This window comes from Enterobacter cloacae complex sp. SYL003, from assembly GCF_049236925.1.
Classification (GTDB): Bacteria; Pseudomonadota; Gammaproteobacteria; order Enterobacterales; family Enterobacteriaceae; genus Enterobacter; species Enterobacter intestinihominis.
The window spans coordinates 169428-193361 of record NZ_JBMKJK010000004.1 but is presented as its reverse complement, the minus strand read 5'-3'; the positions used below and the strand labels follow the sequence as shown (position 1 = coordinate 193361).

Sequence of the window (23934 nt, the reverse complement as noted above, 5' to 3'; positions counted from 1 at the left end):
CTTACACAACGGATGTACAAGCCAGGAGCTGTTATCGGTACAGCGTTTTTTCTGCAATCGGGATCAGCAAAGTGGACTGCCATTCTGCCAGCGTCAGCTGGGCAAGTTTACCCAGCGCCGTATAGAACGGATGGGCCGCGTTTTCAACGAATACGCTAAGGAAACGCGTGCTCCACGGCAGCAGATGCCAGGCCATAAGCTGGTCGCGTTCTGTGTCGCGACCGTTCTCGGCAAGCCATGCCGCCAGCATCAGCAACGTTCCGAAGTGATCTTCCGGCTCATTCTGCTGCATCTCAAAGGCGATATGGTTTTCACGCATCCACTGGCGCAATGCAAGGGTCGAATCGCCAAACAGCACGGACTCGCGATCGAGCCAGACGGAGCCCCACGGGGGGGCGGGCAGGGCATACGGGCCAATAAACAGACGCTGCCAGGCGTCTTTCAACGCTTCGTTCGACGGGTTCTTAAACATACTGGCCACGGGCTGCAGGCTTTCCTGCGCCAGCGGCCAGTCCTGCACCCAGTCACCTGCGGTCAGGGCACTCACCAGCGGTGCGGTCTGCTCGCTGTCAGGGGCAAAATAAAACAGCGCGCCCAGTACCCGGGCGCTGAACGCGAACGATTCGCGGTGTGAGACGTCATTCATTACAACTTTCCTTACTTGTGCGCGGGGGTAGCCCGCGCACCTGTGTTAACCTGCAATTGCTAACCCTGCGGTCATATGCAAACCATAAAATAGCCCACGGCCAATCATTTCACCCACAGCCACCAGCACGAAACCTGCAAACAGGCCGAGCGTTTTCGGTTCCTGACGACGAATAAGTGGACAGATCCAGCAGCCTAAACCCGCCGCCAGCAGCGCGATGCGCCATACCTGAAGCGAACCATAATCCGGCAGCAGGGCGTTAGCCTGCTGGATAGAACTCTGGATCGTCCCCAGCGTATTGCTTTGCAACACGACAACCGCCACGCAGGCGATGAGTGCCAGTACGCTGACAGACGCGGCAAGAGTACCTTTGTATGTCACGTTTGCGACCCGCAGCAGCAGCGCGGCCAGCATCGGGCCAGTAAGAGCCATCGTCAGGAAGAAGGCCAACGTGGTGTAGCCCGTATACCAGGTCGGAACGGTATCGATCTGATAGACCCGGGTCATCGCCCAGACAAAAACGACACCCAGGAGCTGGCTGACAACCATCCAGATTTTGCCTAAAGCTGGGGGCATTTTACCGATAACCGACACCAGCCACCAGAAACCGCCCACGGCAAAGAAGATCGAACCCGCCGCGATCTCATTACTCAGCGCTGACGCTCCCACGCGGTTAAGCGAGTTGAAGGCGCGCAGCGGGGAGCCAAGATGCAGTACCGAGGCCATAAACCCAATACCCATTACCAGCCAGAGAAAAAACTGGCTGCGCACGATGCGTATTCTGGCCTTGTCATCACCTTCATTCAGCCAGGCGAAGCCCATCACGATTAATGCGCCAGCCACGCACTGCCCGAAAACGGTGAAGATCACCAGCGGCCATTCATGCCATCCACTTCCCATCTCACACCTCCTTCGGGTTTGCCAGGTAGCCGGTGGTGTCACCCGTCGGACGGCTGTTGGCGTTAGGTTTAATCACAATACTCGGCTTCGTGAAGTGCGCAGACGGCAGCGGCGCGACCGCAGCAAGCTGGCCGTGTTTTTTGCGCAGCTCTTCAATCGGGCCAAAGTCCAGCGCGCGCAGCGGGCAGGACTCGACGCAGATGGGCTTTTTGCCGTCCGCCACGCGGCTGTGGCAGCCGTCGCACTTGGTCATGTGGCCTTTAGCCGCGTTATACTGCGGCGCACCGTACGGGCAGGCCATGTGGCAGTAGCGACAGCCGATGCAGACATCCTCGTTCACCACCACAAAACCGTCGTCGCGCTTGTGCATTGCCCCGCTCGGGCAGACCTTAGTGCAGGCCGGATCTTCGCAGTGGTTGCAGGCAATCGACAGGTAATAGGCGAAGACGCTCTGATGCCAGACGCCGTTATCCTCCTGCCAGTCGCCGCCCGCGTATTCATAAATACGACGGAAGCTGACGTCCGGGGTCAGATCTTTGTAATCCTTGCAGGCCAGCTCGCAGGTTTTACACCCGGTGCAGCGGCTGGAATCAATAAAAAATCCATACTGGGTTGTCATCGGTTAATCCTTATGCCTTCTCGATCTGCACCAGGTTCGTGTGCTGCGGATTGCCTTTCGCCAGCGGTGACGGGCGGTGTGTGGTCAGGGTATTGATGCAGGAGCCGTGATCGACACGATCGCCGTTCATGTTGGCGTCATGCCAGGCGCCCTGGCCCATCGCGCTCACACCAGGCATGATGCGCGGGGTGACTTTGGCGGCAATGCGCACTTCGCCGCGATCGTTAAACACGCGCACCGTGTCACCGTTTTTAATGCCGCGCTTCTCGGCGTCTACAGGGTTAAGCCACACCTCCTGGCGACAGGCGGCCTGGAGCACATCCACGTTGCCGTAGCTGGAGTGGGTACGGGCTTTAAAGTGGAAACCGAACAGTTGCAGCGGGAATTTGCTGCGCTCGGGCGCGTCCCAGCCTTCAAAGGTTGAGGTATAGACCGGTAGCGGGGTGATGGTTTCGTCTTTTTGCAGTTCCCAGGTTGCCGCAATATCCGCCAGCTTGCTGGAGTAGATCTCGATTTTCCCCGACGGGGTTTTCAGCGGATTGGCATCCGGATCGTCACGGAATTTTTTATAGGCCACAAAATGTCCATTTGGATCTTTGCGCTTATAAATACCCATTTTTTTCAGCGCGTCGTAGGACGGCAGCAGCGGATCTTTGGCAACCATTTTGGCGTAAAGGTAGCGCAGCCACTGCTCCTGCGTACGGCCTTCGGTGAATTTCTGATAGACATCCGGTCCGAGACGTTTCGCTACTTCGCTCATGATCCAGTAGATGGGCTTGCGCTCGAACTTCGGGGCGGTTACCGGCTGGAGGAAAATCAGGTATCCCATGTTGCCGGCGTAATCGTTGGGGATGATATCTTCCTGCTCAACGGTCATCAGGTCCGGCAGGACAATATCGGCATACTTCGCGGACGAGGTCATGAAGTTGTCGATAACGACGATCGTTTCGCACTTACTCTCATCCTGCAAAATGTCGTGAGTTTTGTTGATATCAGAGTGCTGGTTGATGATGGTATTACCCGCATAGTTCCAGATGAACTTGATCGGCACATCCAGCTTATCCTTACCACGTACGCCGTCGCGCAGGGCGGTCATCTCCGGTCCACGCACGATGGCATCCGTCCAGCTGAAGCAGGAGATTTGCGTTTTCACAGGATTTTCCGGCAGCGGCATACGTTCGATGGTGATGGTGTAGGTCGATTCGCGCGCGCCGCTGTTGCCGCCGTTAATGCCGACGTTGCCGGTCAGGATCGGCAGCATGGCGATGGCGCGGGATGTCTGCTCGCCGTTGGCCTGACGCTGCGGGCCCCAGCCCTGGCAAATGTAGGCCGGTTTTGCCGAACCGATTTCACGGGCCAGCTTAATAATGCGATCGGCAGGAATGCCTGTAATGCGCGACGCCCATTCCGGAGTTTTCGCGGTTTTGTCATCACCCTGGCCGAGAATATAGGCTTTGTAATGACCGTTAACAGGTGCGGCTTCCGGCAGGGTTTTTTCGTCATAACCTACGCAGTATTTATCGAGGAAGGGCTGATCGACGAGGTTTTCATTAATCAGCACCCACGCAATACCTGCCACCAGTGCGGCATCGGTGCCCGGACGAATCGGGATCCACTCGTCTTCGCGGCCTGCGGCGGTGTCGGTGTAGCGCGGATCGATAACGATCATCCGTGCGTTAGACCGTTCACGTGCCTGTTCAAGGTAGTAAGTGATCCCGCCGCCGCTCATGCGCGTTTCTGCCGGATTATTGCCGAACATCACCACCAGTTTGGTGTTTTCGATATCCGATGTACTGTTGCCGTCGTTGCTGCCGTAGGTGTAGGGCATTGCGCAGGCGATCTGCGCGGTGCTGTAGGTACCGTAGTGGCTGAGGAAGCCGCCGTAGCAGTTCATCAGGCGTGCCACCAGCGAGGCGTAAGGGGAGGAGCGGGTGATATTGCCGCCGACAATTCCGGAGGAGTAGTTAATGTAGACCGCTTCGTTGCCGTATTTTTCGACCACGCTTTTCAGGCTCGCGGCGATGGTGTCCAGCGCTTCTTCCCAGGTGATACGTTCAAACTTGCCTTCTCCGCGTTTGCCCACGCGTTTCATCGGATAGTTCAGACGGTCTGGATGATTAATGCGACGGCGAATTGAACGGCCTCGCAGGCAGGCGCGAACCTGATGGTTGCCGTAAACATCCTCGCCGGTATTATCCGTTTCAACCCAATAGACTTCGTCATCGCGAACGTGCAGACGCAGCGCGCAGCGGCTACCGCAGTTTACCGAGCAGGCGCCCCAGACGACTTTATCTTCCGCTGGCTGAATAGCGGTCTGCACTGCGGCGGCGGCGCTTTTCAGACCAAAAGGCAATGCGATCCCACCGGCGGCAAGCGCCAGAGATCCTATGGCAGTAGATTTAACCAGAGTTCGACGGCTTATCCCGTCGTGATGTTCAACTTCGGACATAACTCACCCCATCATTGTTAATAATTATTTTCACCCGTGACTACAACCGGGCTAATGATGGGGGGAGTGTTACTTATTTAGAGGTATTAAATATTAATCCTCGTCAAATCAGGGGAATTGAGTGGGAAAATCATTGCGGCTCAGCGGGTGCATTCTCCTGCGTACCTGCACCGCTTACCGGGTAGTTTCCGCTACTGGTGCGAGTGTACAAAATTTTGAAAGTATCGTTGGCGCAATGCCCAACGACCTGCGCATCCGGCTGGTCGGCCTGATCGTTCGGCACGATGTTCAGGGTAAAGCCAGACTCCGGTACGCCGTTGTTGATAATTTTCTGCTGAATGTCGCTTTTCACGCGCTCGCAGGAGTCCGGGGCCGCAAGAATAGCAGGTGAAGCACTCATTAACAGCAGGGCGGTAATCCAGGGTAACCGTTTCATCTGTAGCTCCTTTTCACTGTGTAGACTGTAAGCATAGCAGGGTTAGGGTAAGCTTTTGTTTTTGTGTCTCTCTTTCTGAATTGTCCTGGAGCCCCGCCTGCGTCATAAAATAAATTGCGAATAATGGTGCTGATTGTCTACCAGATAAGAAGGCAGGGTGCGTTTTGATACCTCTTGCCTGACCAGTTTTCGGTCTCGTCCCCAGATATCTTCGGCGTTGGTGATAACCTTCATAATATGTTCCGGGTTATTAAATTCCGGCAGATCGTATTCGGTATGAGAAATGGTAGACATTTTTTCGGAAATTCTTTCTGGGGTCATTACCCAGGAGAAATGCCAGCCGCCATCTTTCACAACCTTATTATTGATTTTTAGCCAGTTCCATTTAAACCATGACCAGTTTTTATCTTTGCGTGCACGCTTCCAGTTTCTGAAAGATTCAGGCTCACCGTGGAAGAAATGCTTAAGGTTGTAATAGGACGTCGCGCGGGGCAAGGTACATTTTCTCGGCGTACCATCCATGTTGTGAACCTGAAGATTAAACTGATAGTTGAACACGTTTTGATGAATAGTCGTGCAGAGCGCGCGTGGATTAATGGCCCTGACCGTCTCGGGAGAGAAAATTTCATCAACGTCTGACACCAGAATCAGATCGTCGTCTGCCGCGTCTTTTAACCCATTCATAATGGAGTTGCGAAGCGCTGCTTCATTTGCCCAGGCATCAACCTGGTTATTGTCAGCACTGTTTAAAATAGGCTGCGCGTCAAAAGGCACGTAAATAATTTTGTCTCTGAATTTGGCAAACTTCGTAATATCGAAATGTAATTCTCGCGGTATGCCCGTAAAAGAGTGTGTTGCTTCTACAATGACAAAACGGTCAACGACATCAGCGAGCGTATGTAATCTGATGTCGAGCAACATATCTTCGTCATAGTACAAAAAACAGTCGTAAATCATGATGTTAACCCGAAAATTTAAGAATCTAATTTTATAATAATGTGGAATTTTCCGCGCCCAAAGTAGCCACTTTGGCAGGTTTCGTCAATGCAAATGACGGATTTATACAGCGTAAAGAGTCAAATGAAGTGCTGTTATGTAAGTTGCTGTATTTGCTAATATGATTGTATCTCTCTCTGAACGGTAAATGATGTGAATAAATACGCAGCGATAACGCTACTGGCAACGGTACTGGTGGGATGTGACAACAACACCGCGCCGCTGTCATTTACGCCGGAGATGGCGAGCTTTTCGAACGAGTTTGACTTTGACCCTCTGCGCGGGCCGGTGAAAGATTTTACCCAGACGCTGTTGAACGATAAGGGTGAAGTCTCTAAACGCGTGACCGGAACGATGTCGTCGGAGGGGTGTTTCGATACCCTTGAACTGCACGATCTGGAGGCTAACACGGGCGTTGCGCTGGTGCTGGATGCTAACTACTACGTCGATGCGGAAACCCAGCAGCAGAAGGTGAAGTTGCAGGGAAAATGTCAGCTGGCGGAACTGCCGTCTGCCGGCCTGACGTGGGACACCGACGATAACGGATTTGTGGTTGCCGCGCACAGCAAAGAGATGGAAGTGAAGTACCAGTATGACGCCGACGGCTACCCGCTGGGTAAAACCACGGTCTCCGGCGACCAGCGATTATCGGTCAAAGCGATGCCGTCGAAAGATCTGCGTAAGCGCATGGATTATACGGCGGTAAGCCTGTTGAACGATAAACCGATGGGCAATGTAAAGCAGAGTTGCGATTACGATCGCCACAACAACCCGGTGAGCTGTGAGCTGGTTATCGTCGATGACAGCGTTAAACCTGCCATTGAGCGCAAGTACACCATCAAAAACAGCATTGAATATTATTAAGAATAAAACCGCGCAGGTTACTGCGCGGTGGGTTTAAGCAGGTTGGCGGAGGAGGATTTATGCCCGGCCAGATGCTGATGCTGGAAAATGCACATGCGGATGGTGTTACGGTATTCGCCATTAATAAAGAACTCATGGATCAGTTCACCTTCCACCATAAAGCCGAGCTTACGGTAGATATGAATCGCTTTTTCGTTCTCTTTGTCGACGATAAGGTAAAGCTTGTAGAGATTCAGGACGTTAAACCCATAATCCATCGCCAGCTTTGCCGCCCGCGACGCAAGACCTTTCCCCTGGTGCTCCGGTGAAATAATGATCTGAAATTCCGCCCGACGGTGAACATGGTTGATCTCAACCAGCTCAACCAGCCCGGCTTTCTCACCTTCGCACTCCACCACAAACCGGCGTTCACTCTGATCGTGGATATGCTTATCGTAGAGATCGGACAGCTCGACGAAGGCCTCGTAAGGCTCTTCAAACCAGTAGCGCATCACGCTGGCATTGTTGTCGAGCTGGTGGACAAAGCGTAAATCTTCGCGCTCCAGCGGACGGAGCTTTACGTCACACGGCATCGACATTACGGTGCTACCGTGCGGCCAGTGCGACGATCCAGACAGCGCAGGGTGTTAGGCTCCCAGTAAGCGTTGACGTTGGCACTTTGCTGGCATTTGTCGCGGGCATCAAACGCGACGTCTTCTTTATCCCACTCTTTTTCCACGCGCTTATTCACTTTCTGACGCAGGCTGCGGGTGTCATTCCATTGTTCTTTGTCCATGGCTGCGTTCTGGCGGCTTTGCGCGCTGTCACCAGACTCAATGATGAGTTTGCTGGTTTCGGCTGATGCCGTTGCGGTGAAGGCGAACGAGGACAGCGCCAGTGCGGCTGTCAGACAAAGGCGTTTGCTTAATGTAGTCATAGCGTTTCCTTTAAACGGGTGCAGACAATCGGATTACCCCGTTGGATTCTACACCAATCCGAAAGGGTGTCATACCCGCGCGGCAGGTATGGGAACGATGAGAGCATTATCGCGTATGATGTCTAAATCAATCCTCACGAAACGAGAAAAATGTTCAAAACGACGCTGCTTTTTTTCGCGACCGCGCTGTGTGAAATCATCGGATGCTTTTTGCCGTGGCTCTGGCTAAAGCGGGGCGCTTCCGCGCTGCTGCTGATCCCGGCGGGTGTGTCCCTGGTCCTTTTCGTCTGGCTGCTCACCCTGCATCCGGCCGCTAGCGGGCGGGTTTATGCGGCCTACGGAGGGGTGTACGTCTGTACTGCGCTGCTGTGGCTGCGCTTTGTCGATGGCATCAGGCTAAGCCTGTATGACTGGGCAGGCGCGCTGGTTGCCCTGTGCGGCATGTTGATCATCGTGGCCGGCTGGGGACGCGCATAGTCGTCCTCATAGTGTGATCGCCCGCTGATTTTTCGATCGTTATACTTGTATGGTAGTAGTGTAGTTGCGTAAATTTCCTGCATCACAACGAGCGATGTAAGGAAATGGATTATGAAGATTGTCGGGGCTGAAGTATTTGTCACCTGCCCGGGGCGTAACTTTGTCACCCTTAAAATCACCACCGATGAGGGCATTGTCGGCCTGGGTGATGCCACGCTTAACGGACGTGAACTTTCCGTTGCCTCCTACCTGAAAGATCACCTGTGCCCTCAGCTGATTGGCCGCGATGCGCACCGCATCGAAGATATCTGGCAATTCTTCTATAAAGGCGCGTACTGGCGTCGTGGCCCGGTCACCATGTCAGCGATTTCTGCCGTGGATATGGCGCTGTGGGACATCAAAGCGAAAGCCGCGAACATGCCGCTCTATCAACTTCTGGGCGGAGCCTCCCGGGAAGGGGTGATGGTTTATTGTCATACCACCGGGCACACCATTGACGACGTACTGGAAGATTATGCCCGTCATAAAGAGATGGGCTTCAAGGCTATTCGCGTGCAGTGCGGCGTGCCGGGGATGAAAACCACCTATGGTATGTCTAAAGGAAAAGGGCTGGCGTATGAGCCTGCAACCAAGGGCGATTGGCCGGACGAGCAGCTTTGGTCCACCGAGAAATACCTCGACTTCACGCCGAAACTGTTCGACGCAGTGCGCAGTCAGTTCGGCTTCAACGAACATCTCCTTCACGACATGCACCACCGTCTGACGCCCATCGAAGCGGCGCGATTCGGCAAAAGCATTGAAGAGTACCGCCTGTTCTGGATGGAAGACCCGACTCCCGCTGAAAACCAGGAGTGTTTCCGCCTGATCCGCCAGCACACCGTCACGCCCATTGCGGTGGGGGAAGTGTTCAACAGCATCTGGGACTGCAAGCAGCTGATTGAAGAGCAGCTCATTGACTATATTCGCGCCACCATAACCCATGCGGGCGGCATCACCGGGATGCGTCGCATTGCTGACTTTGCCTCACTCTACCAGGTGCGTACCGGCTCACACGGCCCGTCGGATCTGTCGCCGATTTGCCACGCCGCGGCGCTGCATTTTGACCTGTGGGTACCGAACTTTGGCGTGCAGGAGTATATGGGGTATTCAGAGCAGATGCTGGAAGTGTTCCCGCACAGCTGGCGCTTCGATAACGGCTATATGCACCCGGGCGACAAGCCAGGGCTGGGCATTGAGTTTGATGAGAAGCTGGCAGCGAAATACCCGTACGAACCGGCCTGTCTGCCGGTAGCCCGTCTGGAAGACGGCACCCTCTGGAACTGGTAAACGAGGAGCGAATGATGAAAAGCGTAGTGATCCAACAGCCGAATGCGCTGGTGATTGAGGAGCGTCCTCTCCCGTTGCCGGGCGCAGGCGACGTCCGCGTCAGAATTAAACTCGCCGGTATCTGCGGTTCAGACAGCCATATCTATCGCGGGCATAACCCGTTTGCGAAATACCCGCGGGTAATCGGTCACGAGTTCTTTGGCGAAATAGACGCGGTTGGCGAAGGTGTGGAGAGCACCCGACTGGGCCAGCGCGTGTCTGTGGATCCGGTGATCAGCTGCGGGCACTGCTACCCGTGTTCCGTCGGAAAACCGAACGTTTGTACCTCACTGGTGGTGCTGGGCGTCCACCGTGACGGCGGCTTCAGCGAATACGCCGTCGTGCCGGCGAAAAATGCCTGGCACATTCCGGATGCGATCCCTGACAAACACGCGGTGATGGTTGAGCCCTTCACCATTGCCGCCAACGTGACGGGGCAGGCGAAACCCACCGAACAGGACGTGGCGCTGATCTACGGCGCAGGCCCGATGGGGCTGGTCACCGTGCAGGCGCTAAAGGGCGTTTACAAGGTGAAGCAGGTCATCGTGGTGGATCGGATTGATGAGCGGCTGGGGATGGCGCAACGCAGCGGCGCAGACTGGGTCTTCAACAACAGCGAGCACTCATTACAGGCCGCGCTGGATGAAAAAGGCATCAAGCCGACGTTAATCATCGATGCTGCCTGTCATCCATCCATTTTGCAGGAAGCGATTACGCTGGCGTCTCCGGCGGCGCGCATCGTGCTGATGGGCTTCTCCAGCGACCCGAGTCAGATCGTGCAGCAGGGGATCACCGGCAAAGAGCTGTCGATCTTCTCTTCGCGCCTGAATGCCAACAAATTTCCGGTGGTCATTGACTGGCTGGAAAAAGGGCTGATCGACCCTGAAAAACTGGTCACCCATACATTTGACTATCACCACGTTACAGACGCCATCGAACTGTTTGAAAAAGACCAGCGGCAGTGCTGCAAAGTCTTGCTCACGTTCGACCAATAATAATTCACGCGGTTAAGAGCCTGCGAAGACAGGCTCTCAGTGGTACGCATCTTACCTTGCAGAGATAGCCATTATGACTCAAGCACAACCTCAAAGAAGTACGTCAGACCTGGTGAAAGCCGCCGTATCCGGCTGGCTGGGCACCGCCCTGGAGTTTATGGATTTTCAGCTTTACTCCCTTGGCGCCGCGCTGGTATTCCATGAAATTTTCTTCCCTGAACAATCCGCGGCCATGGCGCTGATCCTGGCGATGGGGACCTATGGGGCAGGCTACATCGCGCGTATCGTCGGGGCATTTATCTTCGGCAGAATGGGAGACAGAATTGGCCGCAAAAAGGTGCTGTTTATCACCATCACCATGATGGGGATCTGCACCACCTTAATCGGCGTCCTGCCAACCTACGCGCAGATCGGGATTTTCGCACCGGTGCTGCTGGTGACGCTGCGTATTATTCAGGGGCTGGGCGCGGGGGCAGAAATCTCCGGCGCAGGTACCATGCTGGCGGAGTACGCGCCGAAGGGTAAACGCGGCATCATCTCCTCGCTGGTGGCCATGGGAACCAACTGCGGGACGCTGAGCGCCACGGCGATCTGGGCCGTGATGTTCTTTGCCCTCGATCGTGAAGAACTTATTGCCTGGGGCTGGCGCGTGCCGTTCCTCGCCAGCGTGGTGGTGATGATCTTCGCCATCTGGCTGCGTATGAACCTTAAAGAGAGCCCGGTGTTTGAGAAGGTTAACGACGCTGAAACCATTGCGCCGGTTGCTGCGCAGGATACCTCATTAGGCGCGATGTTTAAGAGCAAATCGTTCTGGCTGGCGACGGGGCTGCGCTTTGGTCAGGCCGGCAACTCAGGTTTGATTCAGACTTTCCTTGCCGGATATCTGGTGCAGACGCTGTTGTTTGATAAGGCGATCCCAACCGATGCGCTGATGATCAGTTCGATTCTCGGCTTCCTCTCCATCCCGCTGCTGGGCTGGCTGTCCGATAAAGTGGGGCGCCGTCTGCCGTATATCCTCCTTAACATTTCAGCCATTATTCTGGCTTACCCGATGCTGTCGATTATCGTCGATAAGAGTTACGCGCCGGGCGTGATTATGCTCTCTATCATCGTTATTCATAACTTTGCGGTGCTCGGGCTGTTCGCGCTGGAAAACATCACCATGGCAGAGATGTTTGGTTCGCGGAACCGCTTTACCCGCATGGCCATTTCGAAAGAGGCGGGCGGGCTGGTAGCCGTAGGCTTTGGTCCGGTGCTGGCGGGGATCTTCTGCAACATGACCGGGTCCTGGTGGCCAATTGTGGCGATGCTGGTGGCGTACTCGCTGATTGGGCTGGTCTCCGCTTTGCTGATGCCGGAAGTGCGCGACCGCGATCTGAGTGAAGCCGAAGATGCAGCCGAAGCGCCGCGTAAAGAAGCGGTAGCCTACGGCGCGCTCTCTTCACGGCGTTAATGGTTTATATCTTGCGCTACCTGTCACACAACTTTTCACTGATGTCACACCACATGGCGAAAAGTTAATGTAAATCAAGATCTGAAAACGACGTATCAGTATGGTTAATGGCAGCGTTTTTGACTCCGACTGCCATTCTAGTTGGTGTAGTCAGCAGGCGCTGCCGCTCTGAAAAGGAAGCGGCAGCGGATCACAGCGTTCATTAATTAACGAGTCTCAATCATGGAAAACCAGTTATTACAGGCGAAGGCAACGCGTCCTCAGTACGATCGCGACAGCCTCAAGGCACGCATTGTTCATTTAGGGTTTGGCGCGTTTCACCGCGCGCACCAGGCGGTGTACACCGATATACTCGCCGCAGAACAGGGCAGCGACTGGGGTTACTGCGAAGTTAACCTGATTGGCGGCGAACAGCAGATCGCCGATCTGAAGGCACAGGATAATCTTTATACCGTGGCAGAGATGTCTGCCGATGCGTGGACGGCGCGCGTGATCGGCGTCGTCAAAAACGCGCTGCATGCGCAGATCGACGGGCTGGAAACCGTGCTGGCGGCGCTGTGTGAGCCGCAGGTCGCCATTGTTTCCCTGACCATCACCGAGAAAGGGTATTGCCACTCCCCGGCAACAGGACAACTGATGTTCGATCATCCGTTAATTGTTGCCGACCTGAAAAACCCGCATCAGCCGAAATCGGCGCCGGGCGTGGTGGTTGAAGCGTTGGCGCGGCGTAAGGCGGCCGGGCTGCCAGCATTCAGCGTAATGTCATGCGATAACATGCCGGAGAACGGCCACGTGATGCGCAATGTCACCTGCGCCTACGCGCGCGCTGTTGACGGCGAACTGGCAGACTGGATTGAAGCGAACGTCACCTTCCCGTCAACCATGGTGGACCGTATTGTGCCCGCCGTCACGGCTGATACGCTGGATAAAATCGAACAGCTGACCGGCGTACGCGATCCGGCAGGTGTCGCCTGCGAGCCGTTCCGTCAGTGGGTGGTGGAAGATAATTTTGTCGCCGGACGTCCCCAGTGGGAAAAGGCCGGTGCGGAACTGGTTTCTGATGTCATTCCGTTTGAAGAGATGAAGCTGCGTATGCTTAACGGCAGCCACTCGTTCCTGGCCTATCTCGGCTACCTGGCCGGTTATCAGCACATTAACGACTGCATGGAAGATGAACATTATCGCGCAGCCGCGCATGCGCTGATGCTGATAGAGCAGGCGCCGACGTTGAAAGTGCGGGGCGTGGATTTGGGTCGTTATGCCGACCAGCTGATTGCGCGTTACAGCAATCCGGCCCTGCGTCACCGCACCTGGCAAATCGCCATGGACGGTAGCCAGAAATTGCCGCAGCGCATGCTCGATTCCGTGCGCTGGCACCTTGTCCACCAGAAACCCTTCCCGCTGCTGGCCCTCGGCGTGGCGGGCTGGATGCGTTATGTCGGCGGTGTGGATGAGCAGGGTAACGCGATTGAGGTGAGCGATCCGCAGCTGGCGGTGATTCAGGCGGCGGTAAACGGTAGCGCTGAAGGTGAAAGCCGCGTTAGCGCGCTGTTGGGCATTGAGGCTATTTTCGGTAACGAGCTGCCGAAGGACACGGTATTCGTGGCTGCCGTCATGCAGGCCTATCAAACGTTGCTGCAAAAAGGCGCGAAGGCCACGGTTGCTGAGTACGCAGCCCGGCTTTAACGCTTTGACATGCCGCCGTTCGCGGCGGCATGTCGGGGCACAGCTTAGTGCATCCCCAGGCGAATCAGCTCAATCGGTTCGAACTTACCTTCGCATCCTTCCACTTCAACCGTTTTACCACGACGCACCTGCTCGGCATTAAGGCCGTCGCTGTGGATCGCTTTAATCACGCCGAACTGACCTGTGCCGCTAATCATGACGCGGCTGCCAGTGGTGATTGCATTTCGGTTACGGTCGTATGTCATCATGGTATTTTCTCCTCTCGCACTTATCCGTTACGGCGCTAATTCAACGGCTGCCGTTCACGGGGCACTATTAATACGCCTCTCTTAAACGAAATTATTTGCTTTTGATCAAGCTCACACTTTTTTCTTATTTCCTGATGGCGTTGACGGTTCAGGACACCGCTTTACAAAGCGGACAGTTATTTTCCTTAATTGATAGTTTCCAGACGCAAGTGTTTAGGCTTTGTTTATATCCACAATGCCATTCTGGAGGCAGAAAATAACCCTTCATCGGAAAAGGAGTCAGGCTTATGTATAAGAAAATTTTGATGCCTGTTGACGTGTTTGAAATGGATCTAAGCGATAAAGCGGTACGCCACGCGGTCAACCTCGCGAAATCGGAAGGCGCGACGATCACCCTGGTCAACATTCTCCCTAACAGCAGCCGTTCGTTACTGCGGGGGTTCAATGCCGATATTAAGAAGTTCGAAGAGTATATGACCGCCGAGTCGGATAAGAAGATGAAGGCACTGAAACGGCTCTTTGATATGTCCCCGGAAAATATTGATTGTGAAGTACGTTTCGGCAACGTACGCGATGAAATCATCCAGCTCAGCAAAGAGGGGAAATATGACGTTATTGTTATTGGATCAAGAAACCCGAGCATGACAACTCATCTGCTGGGCTCGAATGCTGAAACTATCCTGCGCTACGCCACTATTCCGGTATTAGTGGTCCGCTAATCACTTCGCCGCAACCGAAAGGGGGCGGCGAGGTTTTATTCTTCGCTGAACCACTCGCGGTTTTCCTGACGAATTAACTGAACTGACTCGCTAATTTCCTGAAGGTGAAGCGTCATCGCTTTATCTACGGCTTCCACGTCGCGTTTTTCCAGTGCGCTGAAAATATCGTGATGCTGGCGCAGCAACATCTCTGGCGGAGAAACATGGTCGAGGCTCATGTAGCGCACGCGGTCGATGGTAGCTTTGATGTTTTCGACGGTATCCCACGCGAGCTGGCACTCGGCGATCTGCGCCAGTTTCTGGTGAAATTCGTCGTCCAGCTGGAAAAAGTCGTTTAGCTGTTTGCGGTCGATGGCAATGCGTTGCTGATGCAGGTTTTGCTCCAGCAGGTAGCACTGGTTATCGTTGATGAGCGACGCGGCGCGACGCACAACGGCGCACTCAATGGCCTGGCGAACAAAACAGCCATTCCGTACCTGCGAAAGCGAAATTTTATTTACATAGCTGCCGCGCTGAGGGCGGATCTGGATAAGGCCGTTTTCTGCGAGCTTAATAAACGCCTCGCGCACGGGCTGACGGGAAACGTCAAAACGTACCGAAACCTCTTTTTCTGAGAGTGGCGTTCCCGGTGGGATCAGGCAGCGAACGATATCACGGCGTAAGATGCGATAAATTTGCTGATTTACAGGCTGGGTAGGATTAAGTTGCGATTCAGCGGCCATGGGTTGTGATTTCTCAGAGAGTTAACCTGAACATACTACCATTCTTTTACCCGTCATCACATACCCGGCCCGCAGGCCGGGAAGGGTGAATTACCCGCGATGCACGCTGAGTCCGGCATAGGTCTGGCTGACGGGCATCATCTCAACCGTGTTGATGTTGACATGCTTCGGCAGCGTCGCGACCCACCAGACGGTTTCGGTGATATCTTCCGGCGTCAGCGCATTCGCATTTTCATAGGTTTTATCCGCTTTCGCGTCGTCACCCTTGAAGCGCACGTTGGAGAATTCCGTTCCACCGACCAGACCCGGCTCAACATCGGTCACGCGGATCGCGGTACCGTGCAGGTCGGTGCGCAGGTTCAGGCTAAACTGGCGTACAAAGGCCTTGGTTGCGCCATAGACGTTGCCGCCCGCGTAAGGCCAGCTGCCTGCGGTGGAACCGATATTAATGATATGACCACGGTTACGTTCAACCATGCCCGGCAGCACGGCGCGGGTCATGTACACCAGGCCTTTGTTGTTGGTGTCGATCATGTTCTCCCAGTCTTCCACGCTGGCTTTGTGGGCAGGCTCCATGCCCAGCGCCAGGCCAGCGTTATTGACCAGCACGTCGATTTCACGCCATTCGGCAGGCAGGTTGGCAATCATCTCTTCAATGGCGGCGCGGTTGCGCACGTCCAGCTGTGCGGTCAGGATGCTGTCGCCCAGCTCGTCTTTCAACTCCTGGAGACGCTCCTGACGACGACCCGTTGCAATCACCTTATGTCCGTTGGCGACGAAGCGACGCGTGATGCTTTCACCAAAACCTGCTGTCGCCCCGGTAACTAATATAATCATCTCACTGTTCCTCAACGCTTTTTGTGTTGTACTACCATAGCACGCACTCGGGCACATCGTTAAGGCAACATTTGTATGACGCCATTGCAGGCCGGAGCAGGCTGGCCTACTCTGGTGAGAAATACCGTGCTCAGGAGTAAACGATGTCGGTCAACAACCCTTTCTTTGACGTTAGCCTGCTGCCTTATCAGGCTCCGCGTTTTGATGTGATAGAAGACAGCCACTATCGCCCGGCGTTTGATGAAGCAATGCGCCTCAAGCGTGCAGATATTGACGCGATTATCGCGCAGAGCGCCGTGCCGGACTTCAACAACACCGTGCTGGCGCTGGAAAAGAGCGGGGCCATGCTGTCGCGCGTCAGCAGCGTGTTCTTCGCCATGACGTCCGCACACACCAACGATTATCTTCAGGCACTGGACGAGCAGTTCTCCACCGAACTGGCCGGGCTGGCGAACGATATCTGGCTAAACGATACGCTTTTCGCCCGCGTGGAAGCCGTCTGGCAGGATCGCGACACGCTGGATGCCGAATCCCGCCGACTGACGGAGGTGACGTATCAGCACTTTGTTCTTGCGGGCGCGCGTCTGAACGCCGATGAAAAAGCCGAGCTGAAATCTCTGAATACCGAAGCCGCCACCCTGACCAGCCAGTTCAACCAGCGCCTGCTGGCGGCGAATAAGGCGGGAGGGCTGGTGGTGGATGATGTTCACCAGCTTGACGGACTCAGTGCGGAGGAGATGGCTGCCGCAGCTCATGCTGCCGCAGAAAAAGGGCTGACGGATCGCTGGCTGATCCCGCTTCTGAATACCACGCAACAGCCCGCGCTGGCGGCGCTGTCTCTGCGCGAGACCCGTAAAAAGTTGTTTAGCGCGGGCTGGGAACGCACTCAAAAAGGCGACGAAAACGATACGCGCGACCTGATCCTTCGGCTTACCGCGTTGCGGGCAAGACAGGCGCAGCTGCTCGGCTTTGACAACTATGCCAGCTGGAGCATTGCCGATCAAATGGCGAAAACGCCGGATGCCGCGCTCGAATTCATGCGCGGGATAGTTCCTGCGGCGCGCAGCAGGGCCGCGCTGGAGCAGGCGGATATTCAGAAGGTCATTGACGACGAGCAGGGCGGTTTTACGGTGCAGGCCTGGGACTGGGCGTTTTATGCCGAACGCGTGCGTTCAGCGAAATACGCGCTGGATGAGTCGCAGATCAAACCCTATTTCGCGCTCAATACCGTGCTGGAAGATGGCGTATTCTGGACCGCCACGCAGTTGTTCGGTATCCGCTTTGTCGAGCGTTTCGATATTCCGGTTTATCACCCGGACGTTCGCGTGTGGGAGATTTTCGACCACACGGGTGAAGGCATGGCGCTGTTCTACGGCGACTTTTTCGCGCGTGATTCCAAAGCGGGCGGGGCGTGGATGGGGAATTTTGTTGAGCAGTCTTACGAGTTTGCCGCGCGTCCGGTGATTTATAACGTCTGCAACTATCAAAAACCAGCGAACGGGCAGACCGCGCTGATCTCCTGGGATGATGTGATTACCCTGTTCCACGAGTTTGGCCATACGCTACATGGCCTGTTTGCCAGCCAGCGCTATGCCACGCTTTCAGGCACCAACACGCCACGTGATTTCGTTGAATTCCCGTCGCAGATCAATGAACACTGGGCCAGCCATCCGCAGGTGTTTGCGCACTTTGCCCGCCATTATCAAACCGGCGAGCCGATGCCGGATGCGCTGCGGGAAAAAATGCTCAATGCGACCCAGTTTAATAAGGGTTATGACATGACGGAACTGCTGAGCGCCGCGCTGCTGGATATGAACTGGCACGGCATTCAGGAGCCCGTTGAAGACGTGGAAACCTTTGAAGCCGCCGCGTTGAAAAAAGAAGGGCTGGATCTTCCAGCCGTACCGCCGCGCTATCGCAGCAGCTATTTTGCCCATATCTTCGGCGGCGGCTACGCGGCGGGCTATTACGCCTATCTCTGGACGCAGATGCTGGCGGACGATGGCTATCAGTGGTTTGTCGAGCAGGGTGGTTTAACGCGCGAAAACGGACAGACATTCCGCGAGGCGATTTTGTCGCGCGGCAACAGCACTGATTTAGCTGAACTTTACCGGAACTGGCGCGGGCACGATCCGAGGATCGAACCGATGCTGGAGAATCGTGGATTGAGTGTTTAAGGGCTTTTTAGTGTGGAAACAGAACCGGGCGCGATGCCCGGTTTTTGTTCGATTTTTTCTTCCCCGAAACTCCTCCAAATTCCTCCCCAAAGTGAATCCTTAAATTCTGCGAAATTTGCAGGATAACTTTCTTATGGCTGACCCTATATATCAGGGCGAACGACTGGGCAGCTTCCTGCTGCGCCAATGGAGAGGGAATTAATTGTGGAACGTACCCGGGGCTGGAGTGGCGCTGCCTGCGAGGAAAGGTGAATAGGCTGCCCAGTAAATAAAGAGGTTATGGAAACTTGAATACATTACAGTTCATCAGGATTGTTCGATACGCTGATCCCGATCTTGATCAGACTTAAAATCATCAATGCCAGTACCATTGCCACGATAGTAGAGATGATAAGCGTTGTCATAAAGGCCCCCTTTGTGAGTATATCTTTTAGACTGTTTGAATCAAAAAATGTTCCGAGTCCTAAAAAATATATGACATTAGACAGGAATGTATTGTCTGCTAAATGAAAAAAAGCCTACGCCAGGTAGGCAATACTGATAATTCCTAATTGTTTTAATAATGCTTGTTACTGAAGGTTATCCGCAGTGTTGGTAGAACATATTGAAGCTTATAGATACTTCCTGGCTGCATCTAATATTTCCTGAGATGTAAGCTCTCGATCTGATGCAACATAGACAACTTCATGGTCACCTGTTAAAGAGGGAAAACCGGCTGACATTATCGGAAGGTTTATCCCTTCTCCATTAGGGTATTGTTCGCGTATTGATGTCACGCCCTTAAGTACGGTGATTACTTTACCTGGTTTACCATTAAAGAAAATAATTACTTTTTTCATGTATCACCATGTATTTCAGGGGGTTTTATGGCCCGGGGTTGTTCGAAAGGGGTTGATTTATTGACGTTTAGTTACCTCTTTCGAAATTAAAACAAGCAATATTCTGCCTTAACGTGTACTGTAGCAGTCCATTTGTACTGGAGAAGCTTATGTCTGCACGTAAAAACACGCAATTCCGCCGAAATTATTTAGTCAAATGCCCTTGTCCAAACTGCACAAGAGACTCGGAGCATAGTTACAATCGTGTACAAAAGGGAGCTCAACTGGTTTGCCCTTACTGCAACGCGTTGTTCAAATCCCCTCAACATTACTAAAAAATCTCATATAATAACTAAGAAGTGATGCTTTTGGAGGCTGCCTAACCTCTTACGCACTTTAATATTTTATAAGCAGTTAGTTTCTGCTTTGAGACTATTCATGCAGCAGTCCTGCATTTCATCACATCGGTCAGCAAATTTGACGGTGCTGTAAATATGCTGGCCTGTTGTAATGATATTCGCAAACGATAAATGACGCTTCTGATTATTTAATTCACAGAAGCTTAAGCGGTCATTGAGGGGGGTTATTTATCGCAAAGCGTAACATTTGCAGCTGTCGGACCTTTGGTACCGGCAATGACAGCAAATTTAACTTTTTGGCCTTCAAAAAGAGTTTTGAATGTCTCTCCCTGTAGAGAAGAAGAGTGAACAAGGATATCTTTACTTCCATCGAGTGGGGAGATGAAGCCAAAGCCCTTATCATCGTTAAACCACTTAACAAGACCTATCATTTTTGATGACATAAAAACTCCACTTGAACACTTAAAAGTTACAAGTTCATGAAAAGAAACGCATGATGGCATACGTATGGACTCAAGAGGAGGGGATATCAGAGATAGCACCTGGTTATGAGGACTACTTTGGAAAAGTCAGATTCACATTGCATCGAACCAACCGCATCATTAAGGCACGTGTAGATCTTTTAAGCAAATCTTATTTTAGCCATCTGGGAGGCCATACAGATTAGATTAGCCAATCCAAATTTTTCCTGTGTCGTCGAATTTGATTTACAGCAAGGAAATAATTTGTCTCGTAAAATGACAGAAGCTGTCAAAGGTTTTGACTTCAATAGAGGGAAGGGTTCTATTATCCCATCTAAAAAGTGCAGGTCTAACTAAGATCAGATTTGATTTCTATTTGCTCTATCAAATTCCTCCCCTGGTTTTTTACATTTCCTACTGTACGCGTTACCGCATGCCAGACGAACTTATCGGCGGGCACTGCACCATCTGAAGCTATCTCTTCAGCTTCTTTCCCGCCAACATGCTGTCGCATCCACTCGCGTGCCGCTTCTGGTGACAAAACCAGTGGCCTGCGGTCATGAATGTCGACGAGGCCTTTATCAGCCGCAGACGTCACAATCAGAAATCCCTCGGCTTCATCGCCGCGCTCAAACGGTGTGCTTCCGATCGCCGCCATAAAGATTGGCTGACCGTCGGCCCGGTGGATGAAGTAGGGTTGTTTCTTGTCACCTGACTTCTTCCATTCGAACCATCCATCGGCAAAACAGATCGCCCGGCCATGTTGCCACAGAGGTTTAAACATTCTGCTGGTGGCCGCGGTTTCTACACGTGCGTTAATCAGTGGTGCTTTGTCCCACCATCCAGGTGCGTAGCCCCAGAACACCGGATCGAGGTGCAGTAGTTCGTCGCGTTCGCTCAGCAGCAGGACTTTGGTACCGGGCGCGACGTTGTACCGGCCAATGGGGGCCGGGTCATACGCGATGTCGCGATCGCCTTCGTCGGCAAGGTAGGCCAGGTATTCTTCACGGGTTTGGGCTTGTGCAAAGCGTCCACACATAGAAACCTCCAGTCGGATGTCATACTCAAAGTATAGGGCAGGGATAAGATGACTTGATCGACATGCAAAAGCTGTATTTTGTGCAAGATAACGCGAGAAAATGGGCAGAAATTCCGGGAGGCGTTTTTATCTTGCGGGCACGATCCGAGAAATGAACCGATGCTGGATAACCGCGGGTGAGTGATTAAAGGCATTACTGGCTGAAAACAGAACCGGGCATTGCGCCCGGTTTTTCCGCGGTGGGCTGGTATTTGTTAACCTTGTTACTCTTGCGTCAGCCACATGTCCGACTCTTCAAACATTTCCTCAAGCATACGGTTCAGCTTTTCCCGGTCGCTTTTGCTGGCATCGCTATTCAGGCCATTCGCCTGCATTGGCTTAACCGTCACGCTGGCATCAGGAAAAATCCGGTGCACACGTTTTGTCAGTTCAGCCAGAATTATCTCCCTGGCTCCCTCCAGCCCCTGTACGTTTCGCTTGTCATAAACCAGTTCAACAAACATTATTTTTTCCCTATGAATATTAATTGTGCGATTCTGTCTGCACGTAAAAATACTACTGTATATGGGTACAGTCAAACGGCATTCCGGCTAAAGAAATGCCATGCCGCCCTTCACCTTGTTTATGTTGATGACAATCTATTCATTTAGCCTTTAAAACGAGCAGTCGAAGCGTTTAATCGTAAAATTTACAAAAACCATAATTTGAAGCCAGAGAGAAACTTACAAACGAAACGGTGAAGGTTTAAACAGTCGCTACGGTTCAGCTGCCTTGCGCGTGCTTCAAAACAAAACTACTGTATATAAAAACAGTATTAGAGGTATGCGTAATGGAATTTATCAGACCTACAGAACTGCGTGAGATTATCGCGCTTCCACTTTTCAGCGATTTAGTTCAGTGCGGATTCCCAAGCCCGGCTGCCGATTATGTGGAGCAGCGCATTGATCTTAATGAACTTCTGGTTGCCCACCCCAGCTCGACGTATTTCGTTAAAGCCGCGGGTGATTCAATGATTGAAGGGGGAATAAGCGACGGCGATTTACTGGTGGTCGATAGTTCCCGAACGGCTGAGCACGGCGATATCGTCATCGCCGCGGTGGAAGGGGAATTCACCGTTAAGCGCCTGCAACTGCGGCCTAATGTTCAACTCAATCCGATGAACAGCGCTTATTCACCGATTATCGTTGGCAGTGAAGACACGCTGGACGTTTTTGGTGTGGTCACTTTTATTGTTAAATCGGCCAGCTGATATGTTTGCGCTCTGTGATGTGAATTCATTCTATGCATCATGCGAGACGGTATTCAGGCCAGATTTGAGAGGCCGACCGGTGGTTGTCCTCTCAAATAACGACGGTTGCGTGATAGCGCGCAGCGCAGAGGCCAAAGCCGCTGGCGTTACCATGGGGGCGCCATACTTTAAGCAGAAAGACCTGTTCCGGCGCGCCGGCGTGGTTTGCTTCAGCAGTAACTACGAACTTTACGCTGACATGTCCAGCCGGGTAATGACCACGCTGGAAGAAATAAGCCCTCGCGTCGAAATATATTCCATTGATGAGGCCTTTTGTGATCTCACCGGGGTTCGTAATTGCCGGGACCTGACTGATTTTGGCAAGGAGATCCGCGAAACGGTTTTGAAGCGTACTCACCTGAGGGTCGGCGTTGGCATAGCCCAGACGAAGACGCTGGCGAAGCTGGCAAATCACGCGGCGAAGAAATGGCAGCAGCAGACGGGTGGGGTGGTTGATTTATCCAATATCGACCGCCAGCGCCGGTTGTTGGCTATCGTGCCTGTAGAGGACGTATGGGGCGTGGGCAGGCGCATCAGCAAGAAGCTCAATGCGATGGGTATCAAAACGGCGCTGGATCTCTCAGAGCAGAGCACGTGGATTATCCGCAAGCACTTCAATGTAGTGCTGGAGCGAACGGTCCGGGAGCTGCGCGGCGAGCCGTGCCTCGATCTGGAAGAGTTTGCACCGACAAAGCAGGAGATCGTCTGTAGTCGGTCATTCGGTGAGCGCGTGACAGAATACGAGCAGGTGCGCCAGGCTATATGCAGCTATGCGGCCCGTGGCGCTGAGAAGTTACGTGGCGAGCACCAGTATTGCCGCTTTATCTCGGCGTTCGTAAAGACCTCTCCGTTCGCTCTGAACGAACCCTATTACGGCAACAGTGCCTCAATGACGCTTCTCACACCCACTCAGGACTCCCGCGACATTATCAACGCCGCGGTAAAGTGCCTCGACAAAATCTGGAAGGAGGGCCACCGCTACCAGAAAGCCGGCATTATGCTCGGGGACTTCTTCAGCCAGGGCGTTGCCCAGCTCAATTTGTTTGACAATAGCGCGCCGCGTGCCGGAAGTGAAAAGCTGATGGAAGTGCTGGATCGTCTGAACGCGAAAGATGGAAAGGGTACGCTTTATTTTGCCGGGCAGGGCATACAGCAGCAATGGCAGATGAAGCGTGAAATGCTTTCGCCGCGGTATACGACCCGGTATTCAGATTTACTGAGAATTCGATGAATGTTAATGGCTGTTTTGTGCCAGAAGCGGACATTGATATAAATGGCAATTGATCAAACGCCAGCCCCTTTACTTTGTCCTACAGGATCTCAACCACTTCAAACTCTTCTGCGATCAACTCCATATCTTCAGAAAAATGGCCTTCGCGGCTGAAAAATCTCTGATGCTCTTTCTGCCAGTATTTAAATGGTGTTCTTAAACGGAACGTACGCCAGTTTGCCGGATGGTTTAAT

Annotated in this window: 27 protein-coding genes and 1 pseudogene; 11 read left to right on the top strand and 17 right to left on the bottom strand. The window is 53.3% G+C overall.

What is annotated here, in order from left to right; genetic code table 11:
- Positions 1 to 31: 31 nt before the first annotated feature.
- The 6 genes from dmsD to ACOT1A_RS07125 all read right to left on the bottom strand — a co-directional run bounded on the left by dmsD (position 32) and on the right by ACOT1A_RS07125 (position 6007).
- The gene (gene dmsD / locus ACOT1A_RS07150) at positions 32 to 646 is read right to left on the bottom strand and encodes a Tat proofreading chaperone DmsD (RefSeq protein ID WP_276170092.1); all 615 of its coding nucleotides are present in this window, start codon (positions 644 to 646) and stop codon (positions 32 to 34) included.
- A gap of 45 nt (positions 647 to 691) precedes the next feature.
- Positions 692 to 1546: a dimethyl sulfoxide reductase anchor subunit family protein gene (locus ACOT1A_RS07145; protein WP_276170091.1), complete on the bottom strand. Its 855-nt coding sequence runs from the start codon at positions 1544 to 1546 to the stop codon at positions 692 to 694.
- Between the two features lies 1 nt (position 1547).
- Complete coding sequence (locus tag ACOT1A_RS07140; RefSeq protein ID WP_276170090.1) at positions 1548 to 2165, bottom strand: DMSO/selenate family reductase complex B subunit; 618 nt, start codon at positions 2163 to 2165, stop codon at positions 1548 to 1550.
- Positions 2166 to 2175: 10 nt separating this feature from the next.
- Positions 2176 to 4614: a selenate/tellurate reductase subunit YnfE gene (ynfE, locus tag ACOT1A_RS07135; RefSeq protein ID WP_276170089.1), complete on the bottom strand. Its 2439-nt coding sequence runs from the start codon at positions 4612 to 4614 to the stop codon at positions 2176 to 2178.
- Between the two features lie 130 nt (positions 4615 to 4744).
- The gene (locus tag ACOT1A_RS07130; protein ID WP_006808860.1) at positions 4745 to 5050 is read right to left on the bottom strand and encodes a DUF1161 domain-containing protein; all 306 of its coding nucleotides are present in this window, start codon (positions 5048 to 5050) and stop codon (positions 4745 to 4747) included.
- A gap of 102 nt (positions 5051 to 5152) precedes the next feature.
- Positions 5153 to 6007, bottom strand: coding sequence for a beta-1,4-mannosyl-glycoprotein beta-1,4-N-acetylglucosaminyltransferase (locus ACOT1A_RS07125; protein WP_023306114.1), 855 nt, complete (start codon positions 6005 to 6007; stop codon positions 5153 to 5155).
- A 192-nt stretch (positions 6008 to 6199) separates the two neighbouring features.
- On the opposite strand from ACOT1A_RS07125, the gene ACOT1A_RS07120 reads away from it, so the two are divergent.
- Positions 6200 to 6910: a YnfC family lipoprotein gene (locus ACOT1A_RS07120; RefSeq protein WP_058676697.1), complete on the top strand. Its 711-nt coding sequence runs from the start codon at positions 6200 to 6202 to the stop codon at positions 6908 to 6910.
- Between the two features lie 17 nt (positions 6911 to 6927).
- On the opposite strand, the gene speG is transcribed toward ACOT1A_RS07120, so the two are convergent.
- Together speG and ACOT1A_RS07110 are read right to left on the bottom strand one after the other, a co-directional pair.
- Entirely contained in the window at positions 6928 to 7488 is a 561-nt protein-coding gene (gene speG, locus ACOT1A_RS07115; RefSeq protein WP_023300006.1) for a spermidine N1-acetyltransferase, read from the bottom strand.
- Positions 7488 to 7826 (bottom strand): DUF1283 family protein, encoded by a 339-nt coding sequence (locus ACOT1A_RS07110; RefSeq protein WP_022647984.1) that lies wholly within the window; start codon positions 7824 to 7826, stop codon positions 7488 to 7490. The genes speG and ACOT1A_RS07110 overlap by 1 nt, the downstream gene beginning before the upstream one ends.
- A gap of 150 nt (positions 7827 to 7976) precedes the next feature.
- Between ACOT1A_RS07110 and ACOT1A_RS07105 the strand changes: the two genes are divergently transcribed.
- The 5 genes from ACOT1A_RS07105 to ACOT1A_RS07085 all read left to right on the top strand — a co-directional run bounded on the left by ACOT1A_RS07105 (position 7977) and on the right by ACOT1A_RS07085 (position 13802).
- A complete protein-coding gene (locus tag ACOT1A_RS07105) occupies positions 7977 to 8303 on the top strand; it encodes a YnfA family protein (RefSeq protein ID WP_023300008.1) in 327 nt (108 codons plus the stop codon).
- A gap of 111 nt (positions 8304 to 8414) precedes the next feature.
- Positions 8415 to 9629 carry a D-mannonate dehydratase ManD gene (gene manD / locus ACOT1A_RS07100; protein WP_023300009.1) on the top strand — a complete coding sequence of 405 codons (1215 nt, stop codon included), beginning with the start codon at positions 8415 to 8417 and terminating at the stop codon, positions 9627 to 9629.
- A 14-nt stretch (positions 9630 to 9643) separates the two neighbouring features.
- Entirely contained in the window at positions 9644 to 10663 is a 1020-nt protein-coding gene (locus tag ACOT1A_RS07095; protein ID WP_045621670.1) for a Zn-dependent oxidoreductase, read from the top strand.
- 73 nt (positions 10664 to 10736) lie between these two features.
- On the top strand, positions 10737 to 12116 hold the full coding sequence (locus tag ACOT1A_RS07090; protein ID WP_126503714.1) for an MFS transporter: 1380 nt from the start codon (positions 10737 to 10739) through the stop codon (positions 12114 to 12116).
- A 222-nt stretch (positions 12117 to 12338) separates the two neighbouring features.
- Positions 12339 to 13802: a mannitol dehydrogenase family protein gene (locus tag ACOT1A_RS07085; protein WP_126503716.1), complete on the top strand. Its 1464-nt coding sequence runs from the start codon at positions 12339 to 12341 to the stop codon at positions 13800 to 13802.
- A 44-nt stretch (positions 13803 to 13846) separates the two neighbouring features.
- Here ACOT1A_RS07085 and ydfZ read toward each other — a convergent pair whose 3' ends face one another.
- Positions 13847 to 14050 (bottom strand): putative selenium delivery protein YdfZ, encoded by a 204-nt coding sequence (ydfZ, locus tag ACOT1A_RS07080; protein WP_003857405.1) that lies wholly within the window; start codon positions 14048 to 14050, stop codon positions 13847 to 13849.
- Positions 14051 to 14337: 287 nt separating this feature from the next.
- Between ydfZ and ACOT1A_RS07075 the strand changes: the two genes are divergently transcribed.
- Positions 14338 to 14769, top strand: a complete 432-nt coding sequence (locus tag ACOT1A_RS07075) for a universal stress protein (RefSeq protein ID WP_023300013.1) — start codon at positions 14338 to 14340, stop codon at positions 14767 to 14769.
- Positions 14770 to 14804: 35 nt separating this feature from the next.
- Here ACOT1A_RS07075 and ACOT1A_RS07070 read toward each other — a convergent pair whose 3' ends face one another.
- Together ACOT1A_RS07070 and ydfG are read right to left on the bottom strand one after the other, a co-directional pair.
- Positions 14805 to 15491, bottom strand: a complete 687-nt coding sequence (locus tag ACOT1A_RS07070) for a GntR family transcriptional regulator (protein WP_003857403.1) — start codon at positions 15489 to 15491, stop codon at positions 14805 to 14807.
- Positions 15492 to 15581: 90 nt separating this feature from the next.
- Positions 15582 to 16328: a bifunctional NADP-dependent 3-hydroxy acid dehydrogenase/3-hydroxypropionate dehydrogenase YdfG gene (gene ydfG, locus ACOT1A_RS07065; protein WP_022647991.1), complete on the bottom strand. Its 747-nt coding sequence runs from the start codon at positions 16326 to 16328 to the stop codon at positions 15582 to 15584.
- 143 nt (positions 16329 to 16471) lie between these two features.
- Here ydfG and dcp point away from each other — a divergent pair, with 143 nt between their 5' ends.
- Positions 16472 to 18505, top strand: coding sequence for a peptidyl-dipeptidase Dcp (gene dcp / locus ACOT1A_RS07060; protein ID WP_276170088.1), 2034 nt, complete (start codon positions 16472 to 16474; stop codon positions 18503 to 18505).
- A 296-nt stretch (positions 18506 to 18801) separates the two neighbouring features.
- Here dcp and ACOT1A_RS07055 read toward each other — a convergent pair whose 3' ends face one another.
- A complete protein-coding gene (locus tag ACOT1A_RS07055; protein ID WP_022647993.1) occupies positions 18802 to 18909 on the bottom strand; it encodes a YnaM/YnfT family protein in 108 nt (35 codons plus the stop codon).
- A 207-nt stretch (positions 18910 to 19116) separates the two neighbouring features.
- Positions 19117 to 19344, bottom strand: coding sequence for a hypothetical protein (locus ACOT1A_RS07050; RefSeq protein ID WP_071788017.1), 228 nt, complete (start codon positions 19342 to 19344; stop codon positions 19117 to 19119).
- 149 nt (positions 19345 to 19493) lie between these two features.
- Here ACOT1A_RS07050 and ACOT1A_RS07045 point away from each other — a divergent pair, with 149 nt between their 5' ends.
- Positions 19494 to 19658, top strand: coding sequence for a YnfU family zinc-binding protein (locus tag ACOT1A_RS07045; RefSeq protein ID WP_213083702.1), 165 nt, complete (start codon positions 19494 to 19496; stop codon positions 19656 to 19658).
- Between the two features lie 248 nt (positions 19659 to 19906).
- Here the strand turns inward: ACOT1A_RS07045 and ACOT1A_RS07040 are convergent, their stop codons facing one another.
- From ACOT1A_RS07040 to ACOT1A_RS07030, 3 genes are all read right to left on the bottom strand, one after another.
- Positions 19907 to 20125 carry a cold shock domain-containing protein gene (locus ACOT1A_RS07040; protein ID WP_022647994.1) on the bottom strand — a complete coding sequence of 73 codons (219 nt, stop codon included), beginning with the start codon at positions 20123 to 20125 and terminating at the stop codon, positions 19907 to 19909.
- 367 nt (positions 20126 to 20492) lie between these two features.
- Positions 20493 to 21182: an SOS response-associated peptidase gene (locus tag ACOT1A_RS07035; RefSeq protein WP_038415993.1), complete on the bottom strand. Its 690-nt coding sequence runs from the start codon at positions 21180 to 21182 to the stop codon at positions 20493 to 20495.
- Positions 21183 to 21445: 263 nt separating this feature from the next.
- Positions 21446 to 21685, bottom strand: coding sequence for a DinI family protein (locus ACOT1A_RS07030; protein WP_006808847.1), 240 nt, complete (start codon positions 21683 to 21685; stop codon positions 21446 to 21448).
- A 326-nt stretch (positions 21686 to 22011) separates the two neighbouring features.
- Between ACOT1A_RS07030 and ACOT1A_RS07025 the strand changes: the two genes are divergently transcribed.
- Together ACOT1A_RS07025 and ACOT1A_RS07020 are read left to right on the top strand one after the other, a co-directional pair.
- Complete coding sequence (locus ACOT1A_RS07025) at positions 22012 to 22431, top strand: translesion error-prone DNA polymerase V autoproteolytic subunit (protein ID WP_022647996.1); 420 nt, start codon at positions 22012 to 22014, stop codon at positions 22429 to 22431.
- A gap of 1 nt (position 22432) precedes the next feature.
- Complete coding sequence (locus tag ACOT1A_RS07020) at positions 22433 to 23701, top strand: Y-family DNA polymerase (RefSeq protein ID WP_032671166.1); 1269 nt, start codon at positions 22433 to 22435, stop codon at positions 23699 to 23701.
- 79 nt (positions 23702 to 23780) lie between these two features.
- Here the strand turns inward: ACOT1A_RS07020 and ACOT1A_RS07015 are convergent.
- Positions 23781 to 23885, bottom strand: a pseudogene (locus tag ACOT1A_RS07015) (ASCH domain-containing protein); the annotation flags it as partial.
- Positions 23886 to 23934 lie beyond the last annotated feature (49 nt).

What these genes read in the sequence shown, in the direction of transcription:
- ynfE (WP_276170089.1), bottom strand. Translation starts at nt 4,614, where the DNA reads ATGTCCGAAGTTGAACATCACGACGGGATAAGCCGTCGAACTCTGGTT.
- ACOT1A_RS07040 (WP_022647994.1), bottom strand. Translation starts at nt 20,125, where the DNA reads ATGTCATCAAAAATGATAGGTCTTGTTAAGTGGTTTAACGATGATAAG.
- ACOT1A_RS07070 (WP_003857403.1), bottom strand. Translation starts at nt 15,491, where the DNA reads ATGGCCGCTGAATCGCAACTTAATCCTACCCAGCCTGTAAATCAGCAA.
- ACOT1A_RS07140 (WP_276170090.1), bottom strand. Translation starts at nt 2,165, where the DNA reads ATGACAACCCAGTATGGATTTTTTATTGATTCCAGCCGCTGCACCGGG.
- speG (WP_023300006.1), bottom strand. Translation starts at nt 7,488, where the DNA reads ATGTCGATGCCGTGTGACGTAAAGCTCCGTCCGCTGGAGCGCGAAGAT.
- ydfG (WP_022647991.1), bottom strand. Translation starts at nt 16,328, where the DNA reads ATGATTATATTAGTTACCGGGGCGACAGCAGGTTTTGGTGAAAGCATC.
- ACOT1A_RS07095 (WP_045621670.1), top strand. Translation starts at nt 9,644, where the DNA reads ATGAAAAGCGTAGTGATCCAACAGCCGAATGCGCTGGTGATTGAGGAG.
- ACOT1A_RS07045 (WP_213083702.1), top strand. Translation starts at nt 19,494, where the DNA reads ATGTCTGCACGTAAAAACACGCAATTCCGCCGAAATTATTTAGTCAAA.
- ACOT1A_RS07125 (WP_023306114.1), bottom strand. Translation starts at nt 6,007, where the DNA reads ATGATTTACGACTGTTTTTTGTACTATGACGAAGATATGTTGCTCGAC.
- ACOT1A_RS07035 (WP_038415993.1), bottom strand. Translation starts at nt 21,182, where the DNA reads ATGTGTGGACGCTTTGCACAAGCCCAAACCCGTGAAGAATACCTGGCC.
- ACOT1A_RS07085 (WP_126503716.1), top strand. Translation starts at nt 12,339, where the DNA reads ATGGAAAACCAGTTATTACAGGCGAAGGCAACGCGTCCTCAGTACGAT.
- ACOT1A_RS07055 (WP_022647993.1), bottom strand. Translation starts at nt 18,909, where the DNA reads ATGACAACGCTTATCATCTCTACTATCGTGGCAATGGTACTGGCATTG.
- dmsD (WP_276170092.1), bottom strand. Translation starts at nt 646, where the DNA reads ATGAATGACGTCTCACACCGCGAATCGTTCGCGTTCAGCGCCCGGGTA.
- ydfZ (WP_003857405.1), bottom strand. Translation starts at nt 14,050, where the DNA reads ATGATGACATACGACCGTAACCGAAATGCAATCACCACTGGCAGCCGC.
- ACOT1A_RS07075 (WP_023300013.1), top strand. Translation starts at nt 14,338, where the DNA reads ATGTATAAGAAAATTTTGATGCCTGTTGACGTGTTTGAAATGGATCTA.
- ACOT1A_RS07130 (WP_006808860.1), bottom strand. Translation starts at nt 5,050, where the DNA reads ATGAAACGGTTACCCTGGATTACCGCCCTGCTGTTAATGAGTGCTTCA.
- ACOT1A_RS07105 (WP_023300008.1), top strand. Translation starts at nt 7,977, where the DNA reads ATGTTCAAAACGACGCTGCTTTTTTTCGCGACCGCGCTGTGTGAAATC.
- ACOT1A_RS07090 (WP_126503714.1), top strand. Translation starts at nt 10,737, where the DNA reads ATGACTCAAGCACAACCTCAAAGAAGTACGTCAGACCTGGTGAAAGCC.
- ACOT1A_RS07030 (WP_006808847.1), bottom strand. Translation starts at nt 21,685, where the DNA reads ATGTTTGTTGAACTGGTTTATGACAAGCGAAACGTACAGGGGCTGGAG.
- ACOT1A_RS07020 (WP_032671166.1), top strand. Translation starts at nt 22,433, where the DNA reads ATGTTTGCGCTCTGTGATGTGAATTCATTCTATGCATCATGCGAGACG.
- ACOT1A_RS07110 (WP_022647984.1), bottom strand. Translation starts at nt 7,826, where the DNA reads ATGACTACATTAAGCAAACGCCTTTGTCTGACAGCCGCACTGGCGCTG.
- ACOT1A_RS07050 (WP_071788017.1), bottom strand. Translation starts at nt 19,344, where the DNA reads ATGAAAAAAGTAATTATTTTCTTTAATGGTAAACCAGGTAAAGTAATC.
- ACOT1A_RS07025 (WP_022647996.1), top strand. Translation starts at nt 22,012, where the DNA reads ATGGAATTTATCAGACCTACAGAACTGCGTGAGATTATCGCGCTTCCA.
- manD (WP_023300009.1), top strand. Translation starts at nt 8,415, where the DNA reads ATGAAGATTGTCGGGGCTGAAGTATTTGTCACCTGCCCGGGGCGTAAC.
- ACOT1A_RS07145 (WP_276170091.1), bottom strand. Translation starts at nt 1,546, where the DNA reads ATGGGAAGTGGATGGCATGAATGGCCGCTGGTGATCTTCACCGTTTTC.
- dcp (WP_276170088.1), top strand. Translation starts at nt 16,472, where the DNA reads ATGTCGGTCAACAACCCTTTCTTTGACGTTAGCCTGCTGCCTTATCAG.